Here is a 16,717-nt window from a genome sequence, read left to right on the forward strand (position 1 = left end):
ACGTCAAATTTGCGAGTGCCGCTGCTCGTCGATCACGAAACCGTGCCGGCCGATACTGTATTCGTCGCGCGGCACGAGGAAGTTGCGCACCGGCACATTGCCGCGCTTTCCGCCCAGGGTCGCGGGGCATTCGATCTGACCGGGATGGTCGTCCGACCGCGAGGCTGAGATCACAACCCAGTCATGCGCGTGGACGGCTTCGAAATGCTGCCGATCGCGCATGAAGGACTCGCAAAGGTCGAGCTTGCGACCGTTCACGGCCTCCCAGGCGTCCGGATTCCAGTCGCGCAGCGTGCGCTCGGCATGTTCGCGCTCATAGTCCGTAAACAGGTCCGGGAAGGCGATCGCGACCTTGGCCCATTCGCAATCCTCCTCATACCAGCCGTCGGCGTTGCGAAGCGCCGCCGGCATGACGGCGCTGCGCTCCGCATCGACATGGAATCCGCCGTGGCTCGGTGTCGAATAGCAGATGATGCCTTCGGCGTAGCGAACAGCATGGTCGGGCCGCCCCCACGGGGTTTCGATTCCGAGATCGCCTGTCTCGCGCGCGAGCGCGGGCAATTGGCGGCGATGCTCGGCAATGGCCTGCACATGTGCGCGAAAACCGGCCTCGTCAGCGACCACGCCTTCGGCGCCATGAAAGTCCGCAGGCGTCCATTGCGACAGCGGCTCGATCAGTCGCCACGCGCTGGCGATCCTGATGCCGCTGTCCACCGGGACGGCTAGCCAAGCCAGATCGTCGACGCGGGCCGCGAGCAGACCCGCGGCGGTGCGAACGAAAAGATCGGAGATCGTCATGCCGCCCTCCCAAGATTGGCGGAAAGTTCGGCGGCGCCGACGATTTTGGTGACGAGGTTGGAATAACGGTTCCGCTGCATCCACGCCTCGGCCGCAGCCATGTCGGGCGCGAGATATTTGAGCTCATCGCGCCCGTTCCGGCGATGAAGCACGCGAACCATGCCGGGCTGCGGCCATTCGATGACCTCAAAGCGCTGCGCCGTCGTGACCTGATAGATGGTCCGCACCGTCAGGACGGTAACCCCATTCGAGCCATAACTGCCTTGATCCAGCGTAAAGCCCGCGGGATAGGTCGAATTACCGATCGTCGATGGAAGCGACTTCTCGACCAGGCGGCCGGTGCCGTTGCGGCTGCGCCAGACGTGCAGCTTGCGGGTGAAGCGCGCGGGCGGCTGCGGCGTCCCGTCGAAATAGCGCAAAACCGCGCCGAGCGGGACGGTATCATAAACGGCCTGACCGTCGAGGACGGCCGGGACCGTGCCCGCCGCAGTGGGGGACGTGATTGGATTGGACATGGATCGTCTCCGAGAGAGCGAGGAAAGAACGAGCCGCCGACCGCTCTCTCTCCAGCCGAGCAGCTCACCTGCCGGTGATCTTTCTCTCGCTCTCACCGTCGCTCCCGCGGCAATCAGCCGCCGGCTCGTTTGCGCTCGGCCGCGGTATTCAGCGCACGCAACGCAGCCGCGAAGACGAGTTCGCCATGCTCGTGGCTGAGATCGCGCCCCTCGATGGCGGCGAGGCACGCGACCCGGATGTCATCATCGGTCACATCGTCCTCGACCAGGCCGGGCGATGCTTCGGTCTCGAATATCTCGACCATCGTGCCCCGAACTTCCTCTTCGGAGAGGCGAAGGACGACATGATGTCCATGTCCCGGCGCGCAGGCGAGCTCGCCATAGTCGGCGCGGTCGAGCAGGCTGCACAGCATTTCGCCGGTCGAGCTGGACAGAACCTGGTCGCCGGTGATCACCGTCACCATGCCGCCGAATCCATCCGGGCGCATTTTGCTGCAGGTGAAGGCGGTGGTGACGGTGACATGAGTGATCGTCGCCGATCGACGGATGATATCCTGAAAGAGAAATTCCCAGGACTCCATCGACAAGTCGAGCTCGACGTCCTCGGCGCCGAGTTCGAGCTCCGCCAGTGCCGCCGCCACGAGGTCATTCGCCTTGCTCGCGCTGCTTTGCGATTGGGCAAGCGCGTCGCGGGCCTCGCCAGCGTCGAGCCAGAGCATGTCGCTGGTTGACTGCTCCTCGAAGAAATAGAGAGCATCGTCGATAATTTCGGAATCGAATATCTGCGTGAGGAGCAACTGCTCCAGCGCGGTCATGTCGCCGAACGGGATGGCCGGATCGACGACGGTCGGGGAATAATAATCAGCCATTTCATGTCTCCTGAAACACGAAAGCCCGGCATCTGCGGCCGGGCTTTCGAAGGCTTGAAGGTGAAATCGGATGAGGCGGATCAGGCCGCTTCGCGCTCGGGAACGGCGAAGGGGTCGACCAGCTTGTGGATCGGCTGGGCGCGACCCATCCAGGGCTCCGGCCGGATGCAACGCACCCAGTCAGCAAAACTCGGAATGAAGCCGAGATCCTCGAGGATATGCTGCTCGCCGATCAGCCGGACCGGCACGACACGTCCAGTAGAGATCGTGATCGTCTCGCCGAAAAACCGCTCCAGCATGAACACGCCTTCGGCATGATGACGCAGCGCCCGGTGCCGAAAGTCGGCAGTGATGAGCTTTGACGGCTCGTCGAACCATTGGTGGATCGGCAGATAATCTTGCGGATCACCACCCCATTTGCGCACCGAGGAGAGCGCGTGATGATAACAATGTCCCATTACGCCCTCCTCAAATTTCGTGCGTGTGGTTTTCGGAGTTCTCGATCCGATAATTGAAATCGAGCACGATGCGGTCCGCGGCGACGTCGAACACGAACTCGCCATAGGCGCCCTCGTTATTCTCCCACCCGTCGTGCTTCTCTTCGAGAAGCGCGTAGCAGAGCGTTTCGATCGCATCGGCGAGCGGCTCGCTCAGCCTCTCGGGTGCCTCCGAATCCAAGCTGGCGCGAGCGATCTCGACTGCGCTGTCGGGAAGCTCGGTGTCGGTATCGCCAGCCTTGACGGCGATACTGTCGATCTGGCCACTGTCGCCATAGCCGTTGAAGGTCACCGTCACCTTGCTGATGCCGGCATCGCGCAATACGGCGAGGACTGTAGCCTTATTGCCGGCGTGAAGTTCGGCGGCGCGTGCCTGATAAGCACGATAACGAGCCATGAATTCGTCCGGGTCAAATGCCGGAGCCGGGGTTTCATCGGTCATCGTCTATCTCCTGAAATGCAAACAGCCCGGCGCGTGGCCGGGCCGAAGAGGTGATTGGAATGGATTGGCGGGGCGACCGGAGCCGCCCCGCCAGTTGGTCATTCGGCGGCGATCGCCATGTCGTCGTCGCCCGACGCGTCGGCATCACCGTCGAGGAAAGCCGGCAGCGCTTCCGGCTCAGGCTCGAGCGCCAACGGCTCCTCGACCACCGGGAGCCGCAGCGGCTCGGGGAGCCATCCGGACTCGGCGAGCAGCCGTTCGGCCTCCCGCGCCATGTCGCCCTTCTTCAGATGGTCGATCAGGCTCGCCTTCTGCGGATCGGTGCCCTCGGCCACCGCTTCGAGAATGCGCGGCTTGGTGACACGGCCGAGATAATTCTCGACCGTCGGCCGCCAGCCCGTCGCTACCATGTCGAACCCGACCGCGCGGGCGAGGACATTGGCATGTTCGATCCGGCGCTCGACGCCATAGGCCGAGACGCGGCCACTGCCATGCTTGGGTACCGGCTCCCAGAGCGCGTTCACCGCACCGGCGGCGCAATGCGCGAATAGGGCCGCCTGGTCGGCGCCGTTGAGTTGCTGGATCGCATCCCACACGTCCTTGTCCTCGTTGGGGAGCCGCTCCTTCCACGCGGCATGGCGTTCGGCCATGGCCTTGACCGGCGCGCTTTCCCTGAGGCCCGCCGCCTGGAACGGGAAATAGACCCGGTTCAGCGACAGCTCGACGCAGCTCTCGGTACGCATGTGACAGAAGGTGGTGAGCACCATCGCGTGCAGCACCGCGGCGAAGGCGACCGACGGATTCTGCGCGAACGCATCCTGCAACGCGACCGTGCGCGACGCGGTGAGCTCGGCCACGAGCCGATCGGGAAGCGGCTTGATGACATCATCGTCATCATCATCCGCCACAGTGATCGGAGCCGTGGCCGCTTCGGAAGGCGCTTCACCGACAGGCGCATCACCCGCGTCCGGCGACGCCGTGTCAGCAACGTCATCGTCGGGTTCGTCGACCTGCTCCTCGGGCTCGTCCCCGGGCAGCACATTGCCGCGATCGACGTAGAGCGTGCCATCCTGCTCGATGCCGACGAACACACCGGCACGGGCCTGTTCCTCGGGATCGAAAAGACGGCGACCCTGCGACAATCGGCCGATCTCGACGTCGATGGCGTGGGTGCGCGCCTCGACCTCGGCCGGAACGTCCTCACGGCCGGACCATTCGGCTTCGAGAGCATCGGCCTCGGCGCGAAGCTCGGCGATGCGCGCTTCGTCCGCTTCGGTCGGCGGTTCGAGCGTACCTTCGATATAGCGGCAATCCTCATCGTAGCCGTAAGGCAGGTCGACCATCGCTTCGACCCACTTCCAGCCCTCGGCCTTGATCGCGGCGGCGTCTGCCTCGAGCTTCTCGGCAACGAGCCGGTCGACCAGCGCGGGATCGGCCAGCCAGCCGCCGTCATCGGGCTCGAACAAGTCGCGCGCCGGCGCCGAGCCGCCCGCCGCGAAATAGGTGTCGACGCCAATATAGCGCACGCGCCTGTCCCCGACCGGCACCATATCCTCGTTGAGCTTGTCCTTGATGAACTGCGGCGACTGGTCGCGGCTATGCGGGAGCAAATCCCAGACCTGTTCTTGGCGGGCATGATCGTCGCTGATGGTGAACGCCATCAGATGGTCGAGGGTCATGTCGCCTGCGGCATAGACTTCGTGCAGTTTCGGGGAGACCGAAGCCAGTTTGAGGCGCTGCTTCACGACGGCGGGCGTCACGCGAAAGTGCGCGGCGATCGCCTCCTCGCCTTCGCCCTGATCGCGCAGGCGCTGCATGCCGCGGAACTCGTCGAGCGGATGCAGTGGTTCACGGAAGGTGTTCTCCGCGAGCGAGTCTTCCTCCGCGAGGACGGGATCGTTGGCCGCCTTGACCACGCACGGAACCGGAACGGTCGGCACGGCGCGCTTGCGTTTGACGATCAGTTCGATCGCGAGATAGCGCCGACCGCCGGCCGGAATCTCGAACATGCCGGTTTCGTTGCCATCGGCGTCGAGCTGGGGACGGACATTGAGGCCGGTGATCAGACCGCGACGTTCGATATCATCGGCGAGATCGGCGATCGTCACGCCGAACTTGATTCGGCGGACATTCGACTGGGACAGGATCAGCTTGTTGAACGGGATGTCCCGCGACTCGTTGAGGCTGATCTTCGGTAGGGCTTTCGCCATGACATTTCACTCCATGACGGGCCGCCGAGAAACTCTCTCCCGGCTCTCGAGCCCGTCACGGAAACCGAAGGTTCCTCTCTCCCTCTCATGCGGCGGCGCCACGCGCGCGGCCCCGGCGGGCATTGCGCAGCGCCCGATCCTCGGACCATCCCCAGATGGTCTTGTCGCGCCCGATCCGGCCGGTGCGCGAGTCGATGCCCGATCGCGATCGGGCAAGCGGCACCCAGCCGTCGAAGCGATAAAGATTGCCGCTGTGATGGATGGCGTCCTGATAGCTGACCGCCCAGGAACAGCCTCGGGCGCTGGCGAGAGCAGGAAACACGAAGGCGCGCCAGAGCCGCAATGCGACCCGGCAAAGGTCCGGTCGGTCGGCGCAAAGCCGCGACAGCTCGATCGCCTCGCCTCGCGTGAGTCCCGCGACGGAGGGCCGGATCAACGTATCGGCCGAGGCGACGGCGACGAGGCGGCCGTCGTAGCGAAGACCATGCGCCCAGCCGCGCGTGGGGCGCCGGAGCGGTCCCATCCGGTGACCCCAGGCGATCAGGCAGGCGTTCAGTTCGATGCGCGTGATCGCCTCGAACAGGACCGGCGGGACGTGCGGCCGGTCAGACACCACACATCCCCTCGCACTCATTGTCCCACAGGTCGAGCTGGCCGTGATCGGCGAGCGTGCTGAGATCGGCCTCGTCGAGCGGCACCGCGGAGCGATGGAGGAATACTTGCCCACGAATGCCGCGAAGCCCGGTGCGCATGGCGTGGTCGACCTCGACCGCCTCGGCCCAGCTCTCGGGGTCGCGATCGCGAATCGCGCGCCAGCGATCGTCGGAATGGAAGGGACAGCAGACGCAGGCGCTCTTGGGCGGGATCGTATAGTCATGGCGTTCGAGCCAGGCGATGCAATCGCGCCGCGTCATGGCCTTTTCGACTAGCGGCCAGCGGTTGACCATCCAGCGCTCGAAGCTCGGCTTCATGCGCACCACCTCGTCGAGCGAGATGCCAATCCATTGCTCGACGATCGGGGCATCGGGCGACTTGCGCCGCGTGAGCCCGACAAGCTCGCGAACCTTCCGGCGGATCGGGACGATCTTGTAATCCTTGGTGCATTGACGTCGGATCATGCCGACCTCGACGCGGCCGCGCTTGACGGTGCGCGTGAACGCCGGGATCGAGGCCCAGCGCGCGCCGGAGCTTGCACGCAAAAGGTCGGCGCGGATATCGCCAGCCGAGACGACATGGACCGGGAACGGAAGGACGTTGCCCGATCGCAGCCAGGCGAGATGCTGGTACACCGCAGCCGGCTCCCAGCCGGTGTCCGAGAAGATTGCGCAATCGGGCATCGGACCGATCTCGCCATGCGCCGCCATCAGGGCGAGGGTTGAAGACTGGACGCCGGCACCGAGGCTGAGGACGCGCAGACGGATCGAGGAATGAAGTTGAGGGTCGGACCCCGGAATCGGGAAGTCCGGGATAGGCGTGGCCACCGCAGGTCTCCGCGACGGGCCACGGCGAGCCTCTCTCGCCGTGTCTCAACCCGTCACGGCGGTCACGGCCAAACTCTCACTCTGACGGCGGCGAAGCCGCGCCGACAAAGACAGCGCCCTTGGCGAAGCCGGCCGGCGCGGCGACGTGCGCGCGGACCTGTGGGCCAGCCGCCGCCGCGCCCCCCGGGCCCGAGCCAAGAGCGTCCGCGCCGGGCAAACAGACGCGCGACCCCTGGCGGCGCCTGCCGCCGCCAGAGTGCGCACCACAAAAACCCGCGCTCTTCATGGGGGCGTTGCGGGGCAGGCTGTGCGAAAACTATCAGTTACGCCTCACCAGTTTGGATCCGCTATCGGCCGTTCATCCCTCAACAGCCGGGTTAGCCGCCGTAACACCCCAAATTGGTGTGGACGATGCTCATGACCTTTGACTCAATGCCGTTCATACTCGGCGAAAATCAGGAGGCCCGGCGTGCCGGGCCTCCCGACAATTAATAATCCATCGCCGGCATCGGCGCGGATTTCTCCTCCTTGGGAAGCTCAGCGACGAGCGCCTCCGTCGTGATGAGCAGCGAAGCGACTGACGCGGCGTCCTGGAGCGCGGTGCGCACGACCTTGGCCGGGTCGATCACGCCCGCCTGGACGAGATCCTGATACTCAGCGGTGGCCGCATTGAAGCCCCAGTTATAGTCGGAGCTTTCGAGCAGCTTGCCGACGATATAGGCGCCGTCCTCGCCGGCATTCTCGGCGATTTGCCGCGCCGGTGCGCGCAGCGCCCGGCGGATGATGTCGATGCCGGACTGCTGGTCGTCATTGGCGGCCTTAAGCCCATCGAGCGCCTTGATCGCGCGGAGCAGCGCGATGCCGCCGCCCGGCAGGATGCCTTCCTCGACCGCGGCACGCGTGGCATGGAGCGCGTCGTCGACACGGTCCTTCTTCTCCTTGACCTCGACCTCGGTTGCGCCGCCCACCCGGATCACCGCCACACCGCCGGCGAGTTTGGCCACGCGCTCCTGCAGCTTCTCCCGGTCATAGTCGGATGTCGTGGTCTCGATCTGCTGGCGCAGTTGCGCGACTCGACCATCGATATCGGTTTTCTGCCCGACGCCATCGATGATGGTCGTATTGTCCTTGTCGATCACGACCTTCTTGGCGCGGCCGAGCATGTTGATCGTAACATTCTCGAGCTTGATGCCGAGATCCTCGGAGACCACATTGCCGCCGGTCAGGATCGCAATATCCTCGAGCATGGCCTTGCGGCGATCGCCGAAGCCCGGTGCCTTGACCGCGGCGATCTTGAGCCCACCGCGCAGCTTGTTGACGACCAGCGTGGCGAGCGCCTCACCCTCGACATCCTCGGCGATGATCAGCAGCGGCCGACCGGACTGGACGACCTTCTCGAGCAGGGGCACGAGCGCCTGCAGGTTCGAGAGCTTCTTCTCGTGGATCAGGATGTAAGGATCGTCGAGTTCGACCTTGAGCTTCTCGGCATTGGTGATGAAGTAGGGCGACAGATAGCCCCGGTCGAACTGCATGCCCTCGACCGTCTCGAGCTCGGTCTCGAGGCTCTTGGCCTCCTCGACCGTGATCACGCCTTCGTTGCCGACCTTCTCCATCGCTTCCGCCAGGATGCGCCCGACCTCCTCGTCGCCGTTAGCCGAGATGGTCGCGACCTGCGCGATCTCACTGTTGGCGTCGACCTTCTTGGCGTGGACTTCGAGATCCTTGACCACCGCGCCGACCGCGAGATCGATGCCGCGCTTGACGTCCATCGGGTTCATGCCGGCGGCGACCGCCTTCGATCCCTCGCGCACGATCGCCTGGGCCAGCACGGTTGCGGTGGTGGTGCCGTCGCCCGCCTTGTCGTTCTGCTTGTTGGCCACTTCGCGCAGCATCTGTGCGCCCATATTCTCGAACTTGTCGGCAAGCTCGATTTCCTTGGCGACGGTGACACCGTCCTTGGTGATACGGGGCGCCCCGAACGACTTCTCGATGACGACATTGCGGCCCTTGGGACCGAGCGTCACCTTCACGGCGTTGGCCAGCGTATCCACACCGCGCAGCATGCGGTCACGCGCGTCCGACGCAAACTTCACTTCCTTGGCAGCCATCTGCCTACTCCTTTCTCAAATTCCTTCCTGATGGTTAGAGGGATGGCAGGCGGCTCAGGCCGCCTGCTTGAGAGGCACGACGTTGTCGATCACGCCGAGGATGTCGCTCTCCTTCATGATGAGCAGATCCTCGCCGTCGATCTTGACCTCGGTGCCCGACCATTTGCCGAACAGGATGCGGTCGCCGGCCTTGACGGACAGCTCGACAAGCGTTCCGCTATCGTCCCGCGCGCCGGGGCCGACGGCCACGACTTCTCCTTCCTGCGGCTTTTCCTTAGCGGTGTCGGGAATGATGATGCCGCCCGAGGTCTTTTCCTCGGCTTCGATGCGGCGGACGACCACACGGTCGTGCAAGGGGCGGAAATGCATGCATAACCTCCAGATGCAAAACAGGTTGTGATGTCCCTGCCGTTCATCTGAACGACAGGTTCGCGTGAACTAGGAAAAGAGATTTTCGGGTTCAAGAGGGCGAATGAAAATTTCTGGCACTCGCCTTCTCAGAGTGCCAATTCAGCTCTTTTCAGCAACATGCGATGATATCTCCCTCTTGACGCGACTCGGATCAGCACCAAATTCTCGTGCCGCGTGCGGCGCCGCACGCATGAGGAAGGAGCGACACAAGGAAAGGAGCCACGGCCATGTCGCAGCCATTTTCCCGTTTCTTGCATCCCTTCGACGTTGCACACCACCCGAGCCTGGAGCCGGAAGTCAAACGCGCAATCCTCGCCTCCTGGGCGTCCGACCGCTCCGCGGTAAAGGACCAGCCGGCGATGCGAAAGCCGCCCGGCGCCAAGCGCGCCGTTCCGATCGACGAGGTCTTCGCCGCCATGCGATCGCTCGATGAACCGCGGACTGACGGCCGACAGCTGCAATGAGTGATCGCGGCTTCATCGCGCAGCTGGAGGGCTACGGTCTCACCACAGCCGAGATCCATTACTACCGGCCCGATGCGCCGTCGCTTCTCCAGCTGTTCATATGGCAGGAATATGATCTTGCGCCCGACTTCCCCACGCTGTTCGATTTCCTCGACCATTGGCGGCGCGAGATCGAGGCCGCACTCCATTCGGTCCGGATCGCCCATGGCCGGCTGATCGGACCCACCGAATGGCGCGCGGTCGATGGCATCATCCCGCTCCCATGACACGCGGTCTTGGCGAGCGCTGGCGCAGGCGAGGCGGACGGACAGTCCGCCTCGTCCTTGTCTTCGACGACATCATGGAATTCGCGCTCGCACTGCTGTCAGTGCCGCCCGATGAGCTTGAGACGCTGGGCTGGACCTTCGCCGACCGTAAGCGGCTCCTCGATCATTTCCTGCGGTCCGGCAAGGCAGCGCAGCGCATCCCGCGCGATGCGTTGGGGCAAAGCCTGATCACGCTGCGGCTGCCGCGACGGGACCTCGCGCCGCTTCAGCGCTTCGCCCGCCGCGAACTGCCGAAGGCCGCTTCCAATGCCGCGATGCTCGATCGAGTTCTTCGGGTATTGGACGAGGCCGCATAGCGGCGGATTCAACCGGCCAGGAACGGCGCGGCCGCGAGACCGTCGAAGACGAACTGGACAGCGAGGCCGGCGAGAAGCACGCCGGAGATGCGGCCCACGACGTCGGCACCGGTGCTCCCCAGCAGCAGAACAAGGCGGTCGGCTGCGAGCATGGCGAGCCAAGTTAGAATCATGCACGCGACGATCATCGCGAGCACGCTGCCGCCCGCGATCCAGTTGTCGGTGCGGCCCATGACGAGCACGGCGGCCGATAGGCTTCCGGGGCCCGCGATCAAGGGAAACGCCAGCGGAAAAACGGCGATGTCGCCAGGCCCTTCGGCTTCCCGGCGCTCGCCCTCGCTAATCGACGAGAGTCCGGGACTGGAGAAGGTGAGCGTCAAGGCCTGGAGGAACAGCAGCACGCCGCCTGCCACCCGGAATGCGGGCAGCGAAATATGCAGGAGCGAAAGAACGACGCCACCCGCCACTGCGAACAGCAGCAGCACACTGGCAGCGATCGTGACCGAGCGCGTGGCAAGGCCGATCCGCTCGCTGCGGTGAATTCCGGCCGTCAGGCTGGCGAAGACCACCGCCGTCTCGATCGGACCGATCGTGACGAGCAGGGTGATAAAGGTGGAAAGGATGCTGGGTGATATGTGCATGGGTCAAGCAACGGAAAACTTGCAAAGGGAGCGGCACCCACGCCGCTCCCTTATGACTCAGGTGGCTTTGAATGAGCTGCCGGGATGGCCGACAGCAGGCTGCGTCATGTGCGGCGCATTCCATCCGTTCGGTTCGGGTGCGCGACAGCCGCGGGTGGTCCTTCACGGCAGTCACCGGAGCTGTTTGACACGACCTTCGGTGGCTGCCCCGAGCCAAGCGAGTTGACCTGAACGCTGCGGCTGCAGGTGCTTCCGCCGTTGGTCGTCGAGACGAAGCTGTAGCTGACGGTCCCCGGAGGCAGGCTGCGCAACGCCGTCAGGTCGATCTTCCCGTCATCGGCCATTGCTGGGAGCGGCAAGGCGCGAACCCGACGCATCATCAGGTCGCTCTGCCGGTCCATGTCGGCCGCGATCCGATCGAACGGCGCGAATGCGGCCGGCTCGAATGGATCGAGGCAGGCTATCGGCGCAACGCTGGAAGCAGGCGCGACCGTGACCTTGGGCGCGACATCTCCCTCATATTCTACGCGGGCGACCGTACCGTCCGGCAGGCCGACCTTCATCACATGGCTGTCATGGCTCGCCGCAAGCGCGGTACCGATGGCGGCGACCGCCGCCACGCCGGCCAGGACGGCTGTACGGATTTTTCGCATCAATCCTCTCTTCTGATCATGGTGAATGTGAAAATGCCATCCCCCCGACGCCAACCGCGCTTCCCGAGCCCAGCGCGCTTTCAAGCGCGGCCGGATAGCGGCAGCAGCATCGTGCGTGCGGACCTGTTGGCCAGCAGCACAGCACCGGCGTCGGTTCCGCTGGCAGGCGACTGGGAAGCGGATGCTGGCGACCCGGCGCGCCATGGAGCGAGAAGTCCAATCCCTGGCGCCGGCAATAGCCCGCTGCGGTCTCCAGATCGGAAAAGCGCAGCTCGATCGCCTCGAGCGGATCGCCGCCGCCGGTCCATCCGGTCAGGGGATCGGCCACGGGCTGCCAGCGCGGCGCGAAGCGCACCCGCCATTGCCCGCGCCCGCCGCGTCCGCCTTGGTTAGTCGCGCGCGGCACCGGCTCGATCACGGCTCGCGTATCTGGCGGTAGCGCGCTCGACGGGCATGACCCAGCGTGATTATCATTGGCAATTGGCCCGGAACCGAAGTCCCGGGCCAGGCCGTCAGGCCGCCTTGCCATTGACCGGGATGCGGCGAACATTTTCGTTCGCCGCCTCCGTCTTCGGCAAGGTGACTGTCAGCACGCCGTTCCTGAAAGTTGCGGCGGCGTGGTCACGGTCGATGCCCTGGGGCAATCCGATACGGCGTTCAAAGCGGCCGTAGCTGCGCTCGGTATAGCCACGATCGTTGTCTTCGACCTCGGACCGCTTCTCGCCGCGAAGCGTGAGCACACCATCCTCGACGGTAATCTCCACGTCCTTCTCGTCGAGACCCGGCAGTTCCGCCGTGACGCGGATTTCCTTGTCGGTCTCGCCGAGCTCGACATGGGGCCAGCCGGCAACGCGGTCGAACCCGGCTAATGCGGGCACGCCGAAGCCGCGGAAGACGTCGTCGAACAGTCGGTTCACCTCGCGGTGGAGCGAGAGCAGCGGGATGGTATCACTGTCGCGGCCGCGCTCGGCGCTGACCGGGACGGGGAGCCGGTTTTCCTGCCGGCTCCAGGGAATGAGATCACGAAAAGCCATGATGGTCATCTCCTTTTCTGGCTGGAAGGGGCAAGGCCTGCCGGCCCGCCTGGGGCGGCGCCGGCAAACCTGTTAATCAGGGTATCAGGCCGCTTCGCGGGCCTCATCCCTGTGCGCTTCGATCTGATCCTGGGCAGCCTTGCCGCCGCTGATCTCGATCCGGCGCGGCTTCATTGCCTCGGGCACCACGCGCTTGAGCGCGATGCTCAGCAGGCCGTTCTCGAAGCGGGCATCGCCGGCTTCCACGAAGTCGGCAAGCTGGAAGCGCCGCTCGAACGCGCGTGCGGCAATGCCGCGATGCAGATATTCGCCCTGGCCGTCGTCCTCGGCACGCTTGCCGGTGACGGTGAGCTGATTCTGCTGGGCCACCACCTCGATGTCCTCGGGGCGGAAGCCGGCGACCGCCAGCGTGATGCGATAGCTATCGTCGCCTTCTCTCAGAATGTCGAATGGCGGATAGCCGTCGTCTTCGCGCGTGCCGGCTTCGAGCAGGTTGAACAGCCGATCGAAGCCCACGGTCGAGCGCCGGTAAGGTGCAAAGTCAAAAGCAGTGGTTCTCATTTCCAAATCCTCCTGATTGAGCAATTCGGGCATGAGACGCGCCGGAGAGAGCCGGCGCTCTCAATGTCCACCGGACCCGGTTTCCAGCGTCCGGCGAGAAAAATTTAGGAAACAGCAAAACGGTTTCAAGAGAGATTTTTCGATTGGCCGACGCCCCCGTGCCGTCTGCGGTAAGACGATCCGGCCAGCCGCTAAAACCGCTTGATATCGGCCCTTCGCTCCATAGGCGCGGCAAGATCATCGGCGGGAATAGAGCGATTCTGGCACCCGGGGGCGGTGAGCTCGGCATCGAATTGGGCGTGCCGCCATGCGTCGAGCCACGGCCGCGGAACTCAGATGAGGTTTGGTCCGCCAAGGCGCCCGCGTGCCATTGTCAGAACGATCCGCACGCCGTCCGGCCGCCATTCGCGCTCGATGCGGCCGCCGAGTTGTACCGTGGCCAGCCGTTCGAGCTGCCTTCCGAAGCCCTCCCTCTTCGGCCCTGCATCAAGCAACGCTCCACGTTCGTTCCAAATCAGCGAAACGGTATCATCTTCCGCGATGACTTCGATCGTTACGACACCTGATGGCGACGTCAAAGCGCCGTATTTGGCGGCATTCGTGGCAAGCTCATAGAAAATCAGCGCGAGCGCCGTAACGGCTCCGCCGGCGAGGTCGAGGTCATCACCGATGATCCGGATGCGAGGGTGATCGGCCCGCATTTGATAAGGAGCGACGATCGTCTCGAGCAGGGCATGCAGCCCAACGGTTTCGCCGGCTCCCCCGAAGGGGGTTTTTGATATCGTAAAGGCATGCGCTCGCGCCAACGCCCCCAGTCGATCTTGCACGATGGTCGCCAATTCCTCGACACTGCCGGTCTCGCCCGCGCTCAAGCGCACTAGACTGGCGGACAGCGTGAACAGGTTCCTGATGCGATGATCCATCTCGCGCAGCAGCAGCTGTTGCTGCTCCTCGGCACGTTTGCGTTCCGTGATATCCCGGGCGATCGAGGATGCGCCGATGATCGTGCCGGTGGCGTCGCGCAGCGGCGAGACGCTGAGCGAGATATCCACCAGGCCGCCATCCTTGCGTCGCCTCACGGTTTCATAATGACGCACGCGCTCGCCACGGCGCAGGCGGGCTAGGATCGGCGCTTCCTCGTCCTGCCGATCGGCGGGCAGAAGAAGCGTAATCGACTTTCCGATAATCTCGCGCGCGGGATAGCCGAACAGCCGCTCTGCTGCTGAGTTCCAGCTGGTGACAATCCCATCCAGATCCTTCGTCAGAATGGCGTCATCCGAGGATTCGACGATCGCCGCGAGGTGCTCCGCGGCATCGTGTGTCCCAGGCGGTCGAGTGTGCGAACGATCGGTCATCGACGCCGCTCGGGCGGGACCGAGATCGATTTCATCAACGCTACGCATCCTTCTTCCCGCTCATCGAATTGAACTTCGCCCGTTTGACCGCGGGGTGTGGCGCGCTCGGGCGTGACCGTGCTGCGAGCGCCATGGGCCAATCCGCATGGGAGTTTCGACTCGCGCCGAAGCCGCAGAGTCAGGCGCCACCTCAGGGGTCGGCGGGTTTGCCTAGCAAAAACAAGCTGATCGGACAACCGCCAGCGCTTCATGCGCTAGGTCGTCTCCGTCAGTCCCTCGAAAGTAGGGCAAGCTATCGCATGGAAAACCCCTCGCGCCCTTCCGGTGGGGGCGTGCGGCCGAATATCGAGGCCGGTTGGCGGGCAGCCGACGCCGCCTGGGAGCTGCCGGTCCGCGTTAATCCTATAATACCCTCCTGGGTATTTGTCCCGTGCGCTTGGGGATGCACATACTGACTCGCCTCAGCCACGACTCACCCGGTTTTGGTCTGCGTGACCGTCTCCGAAGTGAGGAATTTCTGTATACTGATGATCGTTGGGGCGGGAGGCGCGAATGGGATTTATCGAAGGCGTGGATCGCCGACAGGAAGCTCTCCTGCCATCTTGCGTTGATGACTATATCGCTCCCGACGCGTTGGTGCGCGTCGTTGATGCCTTTGTCGCCAATCTCGACTTGGCCGACCTCGGCTTCGATCGCGCGGTCAGCGCTGCCACAGGCAGACCCGGCTATCACCCCGCCGACATGCTCCGCCTTTACATCTGGGGCTATCTCAACCAGGTCCGCTCCTCGCGTATACTGGAGCGTGCCTGCGGGCGTGACCTTGAGGCGCTATGGCTGATGCGTCGTCTCGCACCGGACTATCGAACCATCGCGGCCTTCCGGCACGACAATCCCGAGGCGATCGTCAGAGCTAGCGCCACCTTCGTGCAATTTTGTCGCGAGCAGGGCCTGATCGGTGGCCGAACTGTTGCGCTTGACGGGACGAAGATGCGGGCGGTCGCCAGCGCCAAGAACATCGCCGGTGCCGATCGTCTGGCGCGTGACATTGCCCACACCGAGCGTGAGATCGCCTATTATCTCGATCGCTTGGACGTGATCGACGAGCAGGTGACGCAGGGCTTTGATGACCAGCCGGCACACCGTGAGGCGTTCGCTGGAGCAATCGCGTCGCTTCAGCGCCGCAAAGACCGTCTCGCCAAGCGCCAATCCGAGTTGGCCAAACGTGAGGAAAAGGTGATCGTTTTTGGCGAGCCGGAAGCCAGACCGATGGGCTACGGACGCGCGCCGAAGCTGCCGTCTTACAACCTTCAAAGCGTGGTCGATGTGAAGAGTGGGCTCATCATCCATCACGACGTGTTCAACGACGCGAACGACAGCCATCTCCTCCACCCGGTATCGTTGGCGGCCAAAGATGTCCTGGACGCTGACGAATTGCACGTCCTGACCGACGGCGGTTACTCCAACGCCGAGGAGGTCGCCCGCTGCGAGTCCGAGGCGATCATCGTGTCCGCGCCGATCAAGCGCGGCGCGATGAATACGGAGCACTTCCGGCCGACTCAATTTGTCTATGACGACGAAAGCGACACGATCAGGTGCCCAGCCGGTCAAACATTACGCCGGTCCGGAAAGCACACTCGCAACCGCGCGATTCGATACCGGACATCAGCGTGCAAGAGCTGCGCCCTCAAGCCTCGCTGCACGCCAGGCGTCCAACGCACGATCCATCGACTGTTCGATCAGAGCGCGCTTGATCGAATGGAGGCGCGGATTTATGCCGGAGCCTGATGCGGACCAGGCGATGTACGGTCGAGCATCCGTTCGGAACCATCAAACGAATGTCTGGTGGAGGTAGGTTCCTCACCAGAGGGTTGCGGAGAGTGAAGGCGGAAGCGGCGCTGTCGGTGCTGGCCTTCAACATGATCCGCGTAGTGAACACTCTCGGAACCGGAGCATTGGTCCGGCCGAGCTGAACGGAGTCGTGCCGCTTCGAGACTGAAGGGCCTGGCTCGCGGCATCGCCGTCGTGGCGAGTTTCTGCACAGCCTGGGGGGGCTGAG

Annotated in this window: 21 protein-coding genes; 5 read left to right on the top strand and 16 right to left on the bottom strand. The window is 64.2% G+C overall.

The features are described 5' to 3' along the window. Positions 1–3: 3 nt before the first annotated feature. The 10 genes from DFR49_RS12720 to groES all read right to left on the bottom strand — a co-directional run bounded on the left by DFR49_RS12720 (position 4) and on the right by groES (position 9,289). A complete protein-coding gene (locus DFR49_RS12720; RefSeq protein WP_245968440.1) occupies positions 4–882 on the bottom strand; it encodes a DUF7007 domain-containing protein in 879 nt (292 codons plus the stop codon). Further along, complete coding sequence (locus DFR49_RS12725) at positions 795–1,313, bottom strand: hypothetical protein (protein ID WP_119036014.1); 519 nt, start codon at positions 1,311–1,313, stop codon at positions 795–797. The genes DFR49_RS12720 and DFR49_RS12725 overlap by 88 nt, the downstream gene beginning before the upstream one ends. A gap of 113 nt (positions 1,314–1,426) precedes the next feature. Further along, positions 1,427–2,128 (bottom strand): hypothetical protein, encoded by a 702-nt coding sequence (locus DFR49_RS12730; RefSeq protein WP_147373692.1) that lies wholly within the window; start codon positions 2,126–2,128, stop codon positions 1,427–1,429. A 134-nt stretch (positions 2,129–2,262) separates the two neighbouring features. After that, positions 2,263–2,640 carry a DUF6915 family protein gene (locus DFR49_RS12735; RefSeq protein WP_119036016.1) on the bottom strand — a complete coding sequence of 126 codons (378 nt, stop codon included), beginning with the start codon at positions 2,638–2,640 and terminating at the stop codon, positions 2,263–2,265. A gap of 10 nt (positions 2,641–2,650) precedes the next feature. Then, positions 2,651–3,121, bottom strand: a complete 471-nt coding sequence (locus DFR49_RS12740) for a DUF6878 family protein (RefSeq protein WP_119036017.1) — start codon at positions 3,119–3,121, stop codon at positions 2,651–2,653. 98 nt (positions 3,122–3,219) lie between these two features. Then, entirely contained in the window at positions 3,220–5,331 is a 2,112-nt protein-coding gene (locus DFR49_RS12745; RefSeq protein ID WP_119036018.1) for a ParB/RepB/Spo0J family partition protein, read from the bottom strand. A gap of 85 nt (positions 5,332–5,416) precedes the next feature. Further along, positions 5,417–5,944 (bottom strand): hypothetical protein, encoded by a 528-nt coding sequence (locus DFR49_RS12750; protein WP_211325872.1) that lies wholly within the window; start codon positions 5,942–5,944, stop codon positions 5,417–5,419. Next, entirely contained in the window at positions 5,937–6,812 is an 876-nt protein-coding gene (locus tag DFR49_RS12755) for a hypothetical protein (RefSeq protein WP_245968442.1), read from the bottom strand. The genes DFR49_RS12750 and DFR49_RS12755 overlap by 8 nt, the downstream gene beginning before the upstream one ends. A gap of 488 nt (positions 6,813–7,300) precedes the next feature. Next, on the bottom strand, positions 7,301–8,920 hold the full coding sequence (gene groL, locus DFR49_RS12760; protein ID WP_119036020.1) for a chaperonin GroEL: 1,620 nt from the start codon (positions 8,918–8,920) through the stop codon (positions 7,301–7,303). Positions 8,921–8,974: 54 nt separating this feature from the next. Then, the gene (gene groES / locus DFR49_RS12765; RefSeq protein WP_119036021.1) at positions 8,975–9,289 is read right to left on the bottom strand and encodes a co-chaperone GroES; all 315 of its coding nucleotides are present in this window, start codon (positions 9,287–9,289) and stop codon (positions 8,975–8,977) included. Between the two features lie 269 nt (positions 9,290–9,558). Between groES and DFR49_RS12770 the strand changes: the two genes are divergently transcribed. The 3 genes from DFR49_RS12770 to DFR49_RS12780 all read left to right on the top strand — a co-directional run bounded on the left by DFR49_RS12770 (position 9,559) and on the right by DFR49_RS12780 (position 10,417). Further along, positions 9,559–9,795 carry a hypothetical protein gene (locus tag DFR49_RS12770; RefSeq protein WP_119036022.1) on the top strand — a complete coding sequence of 79 codons (237 nt, stop codon included), beginning with the start codon at positions 9,559–9,561 and terminating at the stop codon, positions 9,793–9,795. Next, complete coding sequence (locus DFR49_RS12775) at positions 9,792–10,061, top strand: usg protein (protein WP_119036023.1); 270 nt, start codon at positions 9,792–9,794, stop codon at positions 10,059–10,061. Before DFR49_RS12770 ends, DFR49_RS12775 begins: the two co-directional genes overlap by 4 nt. Before the next feature lie 74 nt (positions 10,062–10,135). Further along, positions 10,136–10,417 carry a hypothetical protein gene (locus DFR49_RS12780; protein WP_245968444.1) on the top strand — a complete coding sequence of 94 codons (282 nt, stop codon included), beginning with the start codon at positions 10,136–10,138 and terminating at the stop codon, positions 10,415–10,417. An 8-nt stretch (positions 10,418–10,425) separates the two neighbouring features. On the opposite strand, the gene DFR49_RS12785 is transcribed toward DFR49_RS12780, so the two are convergent. The 6 genes from DFR49_RS12785 to DFR49_RS12810 all read right to left on the bottom strand — a co-directional run bounded on the left by DFR49_RS12785 (position 10,426) and on the right by DFR49_RS12810 (position 14,709). Further along, complete coding sequence (locus tag DFR49_RS12785; protein ID WP_119036025.1) at positions 10,426–11,058, bottom strand: MarC family protein; 633 nt, start codon at positions 11,056–11,058, stop codon at positions 10,426–10,428. 104 nt (positions 11,059–11,162) lie between these two features. Continuing rightward, the gene (locus tag DFR49_RS12790) at positions 11,163–11,765 is read right to left on the bottom strand and encodes a hypothetical protein (RefSeq protein ID WP_170151019.1); all 603 of its coding nucleotides are present in this window, start codon (positions 11,763–11,765) and stop codon (positions 11,163–11,165) included. Then, entirely contained in the window at positions 11,728–12,117 is a 390-nt protein-coding gene (locus DFR49_RS12795; RefSeq protein WP_245968446.1) for an NADH dehydrogenase ubiquinone Fe-S protein 4, read from the bottom strand. Before DFR49_RS12795 ends, DFR49_RS12790 begins: the two co-directional genes overlap by 38 nt. Positions 12,118–12,223: 106 nt before the next feature. After that, the gene (locus DFR49_RS12800) at positions 12,224–12,745 is read right to left on the bottom strand and encodes an Hsp20/alpha crystallin family protein (protein WP_119036417.1); all 522 of its coding nucleotides are present in this window, start codon (positions 12,743–12,745) and stop codon (positions 12,224–12,226) included. A gap of 84 nt (positions 12,746–12,829) precedes the next feature. Then, entirely contained in the window at positions 12,830–13,306 is a 477-nt protein-coding gene (locus DFR49_RS12805) for an Hsp20 family protein (RefSeq protein WP_119036418.1), read from the bottom strand. A gap of 332 nt (positions 13,307–13,638) precedes the next feature. Next, positions 13,639–14,709, bottom strand: coding sequence for a PAS domain S-box protein (locus DFR49_RS12810; protein WP_245968447.1), 1,071 nt, complete (start codon positions 14,707–14,709; stop codon positions 13,639–13,641). A gap of 504 nt (positions 14,710–15,213) precedes the next feature. Here DFR49_RS12810 and DFR49_RS12815 point away from each other — a divergent pair. Beyond that, the gene (locus DFR49_RS12815) at positions 15,214–16,446 is read left to right on the top strand and encodes an IS1182 family transposase (protein ID WP_211325873.1); all 1,233 of its coding nucleotides are present in this window, start codon (positions 15,214–15,216) and stop codon (positions 16,444–16,446) included. Next, positions 16,446–16,631 carry a transposase gene (locus tag DFR49_RS22555; RefSeq protein WP_211325874.1) on the top strand — a complete coding sequence of 62 codons (186 nt, stop codon included), beginning with the start codon at positions 16,446–16,448 and terminating at the stop codon, positions 16,629–16,631. Before DFR49_RS12815 ends, DFR49_RS22555 begins: the two co-directional genes overlap by 1 nt. Positions 16,632–16,717 lie beyond the last annotated feature (86 nt).

This window comes from Hephaestia caeni (assembly GCF_003550065.1).
Taxonomy (GTDB): domain Bacteria; phylum Pseudomonadota; class Alphaproteobacteria; order Sphingomonadales; family Sphingomonadaceae; genus Sphingomonas; species Sphingomonas caeni_A.